The sequence below is a fragment of the Rhodococcus sp. NPDC058505 genome (assembly GCF_042720095.1).
Classification (GTDB): Bacteria; Actinomycetota; Actinomycetes; order Mycobacteriales; family Mycobacteriaceae; genus Rhodococcus_G.
Map to the genome: position 1 here is coordinate 20,213 of NZ_JBHXNB010000035.1, position 9,719 is coordinate 29,931.

Below are 9,719 nucleotides of genomic sequence, written 5' to 3' on the forward strand. Positions count from 1 at the left end.
TCCTATCCCCTCTCCACGACGATCGCCTGGTCGAGCTCGTCGAGGGTGCCGGAGGTGTCGGCCTTCCCGGTTCGCAGCCGCTTGTCGATGTGGTTCACCAGGTGCGTGAGCGGAATCGTCAACACCAGGTAGAACAGGCCGGCCGCGACGAGCGGCGACAGGTTCCCGGTCTGCGCGTTCAGATCCCGGCCGACGGCGAACAGTTCCCGCTGGGTGGCGAGCAGGCCGAGGAAGTAGATCAGTGACGAGTCCTTGATCAGCGCGATGAACTGGTTCATCAACGCGGGCAGCACCCGGCGCACCCCCTGCGGGATCACCACCAGGGTCATCGCCCTGCGGTAGCCGAATCCGATGGCCCGCGCGGCCTCCATCTGTCCCGGTTCGACGCTCTGGATCCCGGACCGGAAGATCTCCCCGATGTAGGCGGCGGCCAGCAGCGCCAGCGCCGCGGCGCCGAGCCAGTAGGGGTTGTTCCCGGTGAGGTTCTTGACCAGGGGGCCGACCCCGAGACCGACGATCAGGATGATCACCACCGCGGGCAGGCCGCGGAAGACGTCGGTGTAGACGCGGGCAGGCCACCGCAGCCACCGGGTCCGGGAGATGCCTGCCATCGCGAGCAGCATCCCGAGGATGGTGCCGACGATGCCGGAGGTGAGGGCGAGGATCACCGTGTTCGGGAGCCCGGTCGTGAGCAGGTCGGGGATCGCCTTGCGGTACAACTCCCAGTTGAAGAACGTGTCCCGGAGCTGCGCGGCCGTCGATTTCGGGGCGGTCTGCTCGGCGGCGGGATCCTGCGCGTGTTCGGCGGCCAACGCCGCGAAGTCGGGCAGCACCGGCTCCGGTGCTGCCCGACTGCCGGGCTTCCAGCCGGGCGGCAGCTGACGCGGCACCCACTCCGAGTACAGCCGCGACCAGGTGCCGTCGGCGATGACTGCATCGAGGCCGGAGTTCAGCGCGTCGATCAGGGGCTGGTTGCCCGGCGCCACCGCCCACCCGACGAAGTTGTTGAGGCTGAAGGTGTTCTGCACGATCGAGGTGGCGTCGCCGGGTTTGATCGCGCCCTCCGCCTGCTGCGACGGGGCCACCCAGGCGTCGATCTGCCCGGACTTGAGGTTCGCGTACGCGGTGTTGTAATCCGGGAATTTCACCGGGTCCAGCTTCAGCGTGTTGACGACGTAGTCGTCCTGCACGGTGCCCTGCACCACCCCGATCCTGGTGCCCGCGTTCAGGTCCGAGAACGATCGGACCGGCCCGCCGTTCGGGGCGACCAGGGAGAAGTAGCCGAAATCGTAGCCGTTGGTGAAGCCGACGGTCCCGCGGCGGTCGTCGGTGGTGGTGATCGACGACGAGCCGACGTCGAACCGGCGGTTCGCGACCTGGGAGAGCAGACCGGCGAATTCGGTGCCCGAGAACTGGATCTGCAGGCCGAGCTTCGCGGCGATCGCCCGCAGCAGCTCGTTGTCGAAACCGGTGAAGGTGCCCGCGGAGTTGACGCAGATGCTCGGCGGCGCGTCGGAGAGGGTCCCGACGCTGATCGTTCCCGGCACGATCAGCCCAAGCGCGGCGGTGTCGATCCGGTCGAGGGGCGTCGTCGTCGCGGTGGTGTACCGGTCCTCCCCCGCCGCGGCGGCAGCGGCGTCCAGGTTCGTCGGGGCCGCCGCAGCCGCACCGACCCCGGGCGGCGAGCACAGGTCGGTGGTCGAGCCACCCGATCCCGCGCCGCACGCGGTGACGGCCCCCGCCACCAGCACCATCAGCAGCGCGAGCACCCACAGCCTGACCGATCGGGTCATGGCGTGAGCCTAATCGCATCGGCGCCGTCTCACCGGGTGGCAGCGCCCGACCCGCCCGCGCCGTCCAGCAGTTCGGCCAGGTGCAGGCTGCGGATCCCGGCGAGGTCCCGGATCTGAGTACTGCAGGAAAATCCGTCGGCCAGCACCGTCGCGCCGGGGTGGTCCCGGATCTGCTGCAGGACACCCGCTTCGGCGATGCGGACGGAAATCTCGTAGTGACCCTTCTCCATGCCGAAGTTGCCGGCCAGCCCGCAGCAGCCCGCCACGGTGACGACGTCCGCGCCCGCGGCGCGCAGGACCCGGAGGTCGGCGTCGTAGCCCATCACCGCGTGCTGATGGCAGTGCGGCTGCACGACCACCGGCAGCCCGTCCAGGCGGGGCGGGCGCCAACCGGCCCGCATCGCGGCGTCGAGCAGCTCGCCGAGGGTGCGGACCGATTCCGCCACGGCGGCGGCCCGCGGGTCGCCGGGCAGCAGTTCGGTCAGGTCCGACCGCAGCACCGCGGTGCACGACGGTTCCACCCCGACGATGGCCCGGCCCGCCGCGACGTGGCCGCCGAGCCGGTGCACGGTATCCCGCAGCCTGCGTTTCGCGGCGTCGAGCTGCCCGGTGGTGATCAGTGTCAGTCCGCAGCAGGCGCCGGGAGCGGCGATCTCGACGCCGTAGCCCGCGTCCTCAAGCAGCCGGACGGCCGCGTGTCCGGGTCCGGGACGGAAGTACTCGGTGAACGAATCCGACCACAGCACAATGGAACCAAGGGGAGCTGGGCCGTCTCGGCGAGGGTCGGCCGTCGACGCCGTGAACCGGCGGCGGGCGAGCTCGACCATCGACCGGCGGGTGTCGACGCCCGCCAGCGCCAGCATCGGCCTCGCGACCGCCCGGCGCCGGGTCGCGGCGTTGACCAGGGCCGCGACCGGTGACGCCAGTCTCGCCCAGGTCGGCAGCCGGCCCAGCGTGTAGTGGCTGATCGGCCGGACCCTGCCCCGGTAGGCGCGGTACAGGGTCTCGGACTTGTAGCTGGCCATGTCGATGCCGGTCGGGCACTCGCTGCCGCACGCCTTGCAGGACAGGCACAGGTCCAGCGAGTCGCGGACCTCGGTGGCGTTCCAGCCGCGGATCAGGCTGCCGTTCGCCATGTCCTGCAGCACCCGGGCGCGGCCGCGGGTGGAGTCCTTCTCGTCGCGGGTGGCCCGGTACGACGGGCACATGAACCCGTCGTCGGCGCGGCACTTCCCGACACCGACGCAGCGGTGCACCGCCCTCGACAGGTCGCCCCCGTCGGATGTGAACCCGAACCCGCCCGTCGCGGGCAGGGGAAGTGCCGCTGGCCTGCGCAGGTTGTGGTCGAACGGTTCCGGGTCGACGATGACGCCGGGGTTGCACAGATTGTCGGGGTCGAACAGGGCCTTGAACGCGCGGAACGCCGCCAGCGCTGCCGGGGAGTACATGTCGGCGAGCAGCTCGCCGCGGGCGCGGCCATCGCCGTGCTCCCCGGACGGCGACCCGCCGTGCCCGAGGACGAGATGCGAGGCGGCCCGGATGAACGGCCGCATCTCCTCCGGACGGTCCTCGAGCGGCAGGTCGATCCGCACGTGCACGCACCCGTCCCCGAAGTGCCCGTAGACGAGCCCCTCGACGCCGTGATCGGTCATCAGGTCGTCGAACTCGCGCAGGTACCGGCCGAGCCGTTCCGGCGGGACCGCGGCATCCTCCCAGCCGGGCCACGCCTGACCGCCCGACGCGGTGCGACCGGCGAGCCCGGCGCCGTCGGCGCGGATCTTCCACAGCCGCGCGGCGTCCGGGCCCGGGGGGAGCACCGCCGCGTCGACGGCGTTGCTCGCCGCGATCAGCAGGCGTCCCGCGTCCAGCCCGTCCGCCACGGTGTCGCCCGCCATCTCGACGAACAACCAGCCGCGGCCACGCGGCAGCGCAGGGACCGCGCCGTTGCCGTGCACGCGGCGCACCACGTCCACCAGCCGGGAATCCATGCCCTCCATCGCAAGCGGCTTGAACGGCAACAGGTTCGGCACGTCGTCGGCGGCATCGGGCATGCTGTCGTAGCCGAGCACCGCCAGGGCGGGTGCCGCCGAGGCGGGGTGCAGCCGCACCGTCGCCTCCAGCGCGAGGCCGCAGGTGCCCTCGGTGCCGACCAACGCGCGGGCCAGGTGGTGCCCGCGCTCGGGCAGCAGGTGCTCGAGCGAGTATCCGGACACCTGCCGGGAGAACCGGCCCAGCTCGGTGCGCAACACCGCGAGGTTGGCCGTGGTGAACCGGTCCAGCCCGTCGACGACGGACGGGTCGTCGGCCGCGACGAACCGGCGGCCGTCACCGGTCAGCCAGTCCATCTCGACGACATTGTCGGAGGTCCGGCCGTAGGCGAGGGCGTGGGGGCCGCAGGCGTTGTTGCCCAACGTTCCACCGACCGTGCACCGGGTGTGGGTGGACGGGTCGGGCCCGAACCGGAGGCCGTGCGGGGCGGCGGCCGTCGCGAGCCGAGCCAGGACGACGCCCGGCTGCACGCGGGCGGTGCGGGCCACCGGGTCGACGTCGAGGATCCCGTTCATGTGGCGACTGAAGTCGAGCACCAGCCCAGGCCCGATCGCGTTCCCGGCGACGGAGGTGCCCGCGCCCCGGCCGGTCAGCGGGATCCGGTGGGCCGCGCAGATCTCGCGGACCGCGAGCACGTCCGCGGCGTCGCGGGGGGCGACCACCCCGCGCGGGACCACGCGGTAGTTCGAGGCGTCGGTGGAGTATTCGGCGCGACGCCGGGCGGAGAAGTCCACCTCGCCCGCGATGGCGCTGCGCAGGTCCGCTTCGAGTCGGTCGACGGGCACCGGGTCGCGCCTCACGTTGCTCGGCTTCGGGGCGCGGCGCTCACGCCAGCCCGGCGAGAGCCTGCGGAAACCGGTCGTCGCGCCAGCGCACGGCCTCCGCGACGACGCTCAGGTCGTAGCCGGGGCCGCCGGTCCCGACCGTGAACAGGGTGACGCCCGCGTCGACGAAGGCCTGGGCCTCGGCGACGCCCGGCCACGGGACGGACCGTTCGATGTGTTCGGCGTCCCGCCCGACGTCGCCCGCATGCCCGGCGAGCACCCGCGACTTGTGCCGCAGCGCGTCGAGGTCGGCGAAGCTGTGCCAGATGTCGGCGTACTCGGCGACCAGCCGCAGCGTCTTGCGTTCCCCGCCGCCCCCGATCAGGACCGGAATGTGGCGTGTCGGGGCGGGATTCAGCTTCCCGATGCGGGCCCGGATCCGGGCCAGGTACTCCCCGAGCAGCCGCAGGCGGCTGCCCGCGGTGCCGAAGTCGTAGCCGTACTCGGTGTAGTCCCGTTCGAACCAGCCGCCGCCGATGCCGAGGATCAGCCTGCCGCGGCTGATGTGGTCGACGGTGCGGGCCATGTCGGCGAGCAGGTCCGGGTTGCGGTAGCCGCCGCCCGAGACGAGCGCCCCGATCTCGACCCGCTCGGTCTGCTCGGCCCACGCGCCGAGCATCGTCCAGCATTCGAAGTGCGCGCCGTCGGGGTCGCCGGTGAGGGGATAGAAGTGGTCCCAGGTGAAGACGATGTCCACGCCGAGGTCCTCGGCCCGGAGCACCGCATCCCGGAGCAGCTGATACTCCGGGGCGTGCTGGGGTTGGAGTTGGACACCGATGCGGACGGGTCGGGGCATGGGCACTCCTGGTGGTGAGGACCGCGGCTGGACGGTGAACTCCGGGGACCTCTCACGGTAGCCCCGTGTGTCACCTGCCGCAGGGGTCGCTGCGGTCTACCGTCGATGGTGGTTCGTGTCCAACCCAGGAAGAGGTGCAGCCATGAAGGTCGTCGCGCAACCCGGGCCCCCGACCGGTGTCCGCAGGCTGCTGTTCCGAACCCCGATCCGGCTGTATCGCGCCCGCCTGGGGTGGCTGCTCGGCGGCCGATTCCTGCTGCTGCACCACCGCGGCAGGAAGAGCGGACTGCCCCGTGAGGTGGTGCTCGAGGTGGTCGAGCACTCCCCGGACGGCAGCTACGTCATCGCATCGGGATTCGGGAAGGGGTCGGACTGGTATCGCAATCTGCTCGCCGCCCCGGACACCACCATCCAGGTCGGCCGCCGCACGCTCGCGGTGCACGCGGCGACAATTGACCCGGACACCGGCGCCGACCTGATGGCGCGCTATGCGACCCGCCATCCCCGCGCGGGGCGGGCGCTGTGCCGGCTGATGGGGTTCGAGGTGGACGGCACGCCCGCTGACTTCGCCGCAGCGGGACGGCTGATCCCGTTCGTGCGGCTGGTGCCCGCCGCGCCCTGAGTCCGACCGATCGTTGCTCAGCCTTCCGCTGAAAGCTGTTGCGACGGAACGTCGGCGGCGGCGGTGCCCTTCCACAGGTCGGCGAAGTGGTGCCGGTTGTGCGGCCCGAGCACGTGCAGCATCACAAAGCGCGGCACCGGACCGACCAGGTGGACGAGGTGGTCGCTGCCCACCGCGTCCAACCCGTCGAGGATCCACACCCCCTCCCGGCCCAGTTGCCGGATCGACTTGGGCTTGATGTTGCATTCGTCGTCCCACGCGCGCCACTCGCCGTCGGTGATGCTGGCCGACACGACCGGCATCATCTGGCGTTCCTCGCGGTCCAGGTGCGGGAGCAGCACCGCCGACAGCCGGGTGAGGGCCGCCTCCAGGACGTCCTGCGCCCCCGGGACACCGTCGCGGAGGTCGTGCGCGGCCGCGTCCACGTCATCGATCGCCGGATCGATGAGGGCGTGATCGCGCTGCATCTGGGCGACCAGGTCCGCCGACTCGGGGTTGTGCTCGACGACCCTCGGGTAGAGGACGGTGTCCTCCCCCTCGTGGTGGTGTCGCAGGAACTCCATCATCCACAGCGCGTGATCGGCCAACTCGACGCGGCGATCGTCGTCCGGAGGTCCGGAACCGAGAACAATCTGCAGGCGGAGCAGGTCCCGCCGAAGGGCGGAGTGGACGATCCCCATTACCCGGGTGTCCGCGGGGGCGTCGAGGTCCGGTTTCATGGTCGTTGCCTCCTGTGCTGCGGCCCGCGCCCGCGGGCCGATCCGGCCATGTCCATTGTCCGTCGCGGAACGTCCCGCGTGAACCCCGCGCACGGGACCGACTGCGCCGCGGCGCTGCCCTGCGATACTGTCCGGCGCAGCACCACGACCATGGATCGTCCGGCGCGTACGCCGCCGGTGAAGGGAACGACGCACCCGATGGCGACAGTCACCTACGACTCGACCACCTGCCTGTTCCCCGGCTCCGACACTCCGGCCGTGGACCGCCTGCAACTCGACATCGCGGACGGCGAGTTCCTCGTCCTGGTCGGGCCGTCCGGCTGCGGCAAGTCCACCTCGCTGCGGATGCTCGCCGGCCTCGAGGACGTGCACTCCGGGCGGATCTTGATCGGCGACCGGGACGTCACCGGCGCGGAACCGAAGGACCGGGACATCGCGATGGTGTTCCAGAACTACGCCCTGTACCCGCACATGTCGGTCGCGGAGAACATGGGCTTCGCGCTCAAGCTGGCGAAGACCCCGAAGGACGAGATCGCGCGCCGCGTCAAGGAGGCGGCGACGATGCTCGACCTCGAGCCGTACCTGGACCGCAAGCCGAAGGCCCTCTCCGGTGGCCAGCGGCAGCGGGTCGCGATGGGTCGGGCGATCGTCCGGCAACCGCAGGTGTTCCTGATGGACGAGCCGCTGTCCAACCTCGACGCGAAGCTCCGGGTGCAGACCCGCACCCAGATCGCGCAGCTGCAGCGTCGTCTCGGCACCACCACCGTCTACGTCACCCACGACCAGGTGGAGGCGATGACGATGGGCGATCGGGTCGCGGTCCTCAAGGACGGGGTGCTGCAGCAGTGCGCCTCGCCGCGGGAGCTGTACTCCCGGCCGGCGAACGTCTTCGTCGCCGGGTTCATGGGGTCGCCGTCGATGAACCTGTTCACCCTGCCCGTCGCCGACGGCGGCGTCCGGTTCGGGGAGATCGTGGTGCCGGTGCCCCGCGACACCCTCGGTCGGGCCCGCGCCGCCGAGGTGATCCTCGGGGTCCGGCCCGAACACCTGGAGCCGACCGACGGCGGCACCGACACCGGCGTCGAGATGGAGGTCGACGTGGTCGAGGAACTCGGGTCCGACGCCTACGTCTACGGTCGCGCGGCCGGGGCGGGGGCGAGCCAGACCATCGTCGCCCGCGCGGACTGGCGGCGGCCGCCGCGGCCGGGCGCCCGGGTGCGGTTGCATCTCGACCCGGCCGAGATCCACCTGTTCTCCGTCGCCGACGGCCGACGGCTCGGGTGACCGCACCGATCCAGTGCGGGGGTAATCGCCGAAATCGCCCGCGTGTCGTGCCACAGTAGGCGACGACACACGCCCCGGCCCGAGGCCGGAGACACGTCCCTTTCGAAAGGTGGACCATGCGTTCTTTCAACACGCGGTCGCGGATCGCGGTGGCGGCATCGGCCGCCCTGCTGCTCGCGCTCGCCGGCTGTTCCAGTGACAACGGGTCGAGCGGCGGCGGCAGCGTCGACGAGGCCGTCGGCCAGAACCTCGACGGCCGCGGCGCGATCACGTTCGCGATGGGCAAGAACGACGTCGACAAGCTGCAGCCGGTGATCGAGAAGTGGAACGCCGCGCACCCCGACGAGCAGGTCACCCTCAAGGAACTCGCGGGTGAGGCCGACGACCAGCGCAACCAGCTGGTGCAGTCCCTGCAGGCGGGCAACGCCGACTACGACGTGATGGCACTCGACGTCACCTGGACCGCGGAGTTCGCCGCGAACGGCTGGCTGCAGCCGCTGGAGGGCGAGCTGGCAATCGATACGGCGGCGCTGCTGCCCGCGACCGTCGACAGCGCCACCTACCGCGGCACCCTGTTCGCCGCGCCGCAGAACACCAACGCCCAGCTGCTGTACTACCGCACCGACCTGGTGCCCGCCGCCCCCGCGGACTGGAAGGCGCTCACCGACAGCTGCGCCGTCGCGACCGAGAAGTCCGTCGACTGCCTGGTCACCCAGCTCAAGCAGTACGAGGGCCTGACCGTCAACAGCACCCAGTTCATCAACTCGTGGGGCGGCTCGGTCGTCGCCGACGACGGTAAGACCCCCGAGGTCGAGTCGCCGGAGTCGAAGGCCGGTCTGCAGGCGATGGTCGACGCGTACACCGCAGGGCAGATCGCGAAGCGGTCCACCTCGTTCACCGAGGAGGAGACCAACCTCGCGTTCGTCGGCGGCGAGTCGCTGTACGCATACAACTGGCCGTACATGTACACCAACGCGGAGAAGGACGGGTCCGCGGTGCAGGGGAAGGTCGCCGTCGCCCCGATCGTCGGCCCGGCAGGCGCCGGTGCCTCCACCCTCGGCGGCTACAACGACGGCATCAACGTCTTCTCGAAGAGCAAGGCCACCGCGCGGGACTTCGTCGCGTTCATCCAGAACCCGGAGAACCAGATGTCGTTCGCTGACGCCTCGTTCCCGCCGGTCCTGGCCTCGGTGTACGACGATCCGGCGCTGATCGCGAAGTACCCGTACCTGCCCGCGCTGAAGGCGGCGCTGGAGAACGCGCAGCCGCGCCCGGTGACGCCGTACTACAGCCAGATTTCGAAGGCGATCCAGGACAACGCGACCGCCGCGCTGACCGGCAAGGTGACGGTCGACCAGGCCGCGGCGGACATGTCCGCCGCGATCGTCAACGCCGCGAAGTAGGCCCCGGGCGGCCTGCCGGTTCGGCAGATTCACGCGAGACGAGGAAATCAGGTAGTTCACGATGGCTGACTCTGCCGAGCCGCGCCCCAACGGCGGGGACGCCGCGACCGAGGTGATCGACCTCGGTCGCGGCGTGCCCCCCCCCCCCCGGGCCCCCCAAACCCCCCGGGGGCAGTGTTGGCTATGGACCCATTTTTTTTTTTTTTGGAATAAAAAAAAACCCCGCCCG

General features: G+C 71.1%; 7 protein-coding genes. 3 read left to right on the forward strand and 4 right to left on the reverse strand.

The annotated features are described in order from the left end of the window. Positions 1–2 precede the first annotated feature (2 nt). From ACFWPA_RS18455 to ACFWPA_RS18465, 3 genes are read right to left on the reverse strand one after another with little or no spacing between them, the layout of a single operon-like run. Positions 3–1,793: an ABC transporter substrate-binding protein/permease gene (locus tag ACFWPA_RS18455; protein WP_378571377.1), complete on the reverse strand. Its 1,791-nt coding sequence runs from the start codon at positions 1,791–1,793 to the stop codon at positions 3–5. A 29-nt stretch (positions 1,794–1,822) separates the two neighbouring features. Beyond that, positions 1,823–4,627 (reverse strand): FAD-binding and (Fe-S)-binding domain-containing protein, encoded by a 2,805-nt coding sequence (locus ACFWPA_RS18460; protein WP_378571379.1) that lies wholly within the window; start codon positions 4,625–4,627, stop codon positions 1,823–1,825. Between the two features lie 40 nt (positions 4,628–4,667). After that, a complete protein-coding gene (locus ACFWPA_RS18465) occupies positions 4,668–5,462 on the reverse strand; it encodes an LLM class F420-dependent oxidoreductase (protein WP_378571381.1) in 795 nt (264 codons plus the stop codon). Positions 5,463–5,604: 142 nt separating this feature from the next. Here ACFWPA_RS18465 and ACFWPA_RS18470 point away from each other — a divergent pair, with 142 nt between their 5' ends. Beyond that, complete coding sequence (locus tag ACFWPA_RS18470) at positions 5,605–6,084, forward strand: nitroreductase family deazaflavin-dependent oxidoreductase (protein WP_378508629.1); 480 nt, start codon at positions 5,605–5,607, stop codon at positions 6,082–6,084. A gap of 17 nt (positions 6,085–6,101) precedes the next feature. Here ACFWPA_RS18470 and ACFWPA_RS18475 read toward each other — a convergent pair whose 3' ends face one another. Then, positions 6,102–6,803, reverse strand: coding sequence for a hemerythrin domain-containing protein (locus ACFWPA_RS18475; protein ID WP_378571384.1), 702 nt, complete (start codon positions 6,801–6,803; stop codon positions 6,102–6,104). 198 nt (positions 6,804–7,001) lie between these two features. Here ACFWPA_RS18475 and ACFWPA_RS18480 point away from each other — a divergent pair, with 198 nt between their 5' ends. Both ACFWPA_RS18480 and ACFWPA_RS18485 read left to right on the forward strand, forming a co-directional pair. After that, the gene (locus ACFWPA_RS18480) at positions 7,002–8,087 is read left to right on the forward strand and encodes an ABC transporter ATP-binding protein (protein ID WP_378508617.1); all 1,086 of its coding nucleotides are present in this window, start codon (positions 7,002–7,004) and stop codon (positions 8,085–8,087) included. A gap of 116 nt (positions 8,088–8,203) precedes the next feature. Beyond that, entirely contained in the window at positions 8,204–9,490 is a 1,287-nt protein-coding gene (locus ACFWPA_RS18485; RefSeq protein ID WP_378571386.1) for an ABC transporter substrate-binding protein, read from the forward strand. The last annotated feature ends 229 nt before the right edge of the window (positions 9,491–9,719 follow it).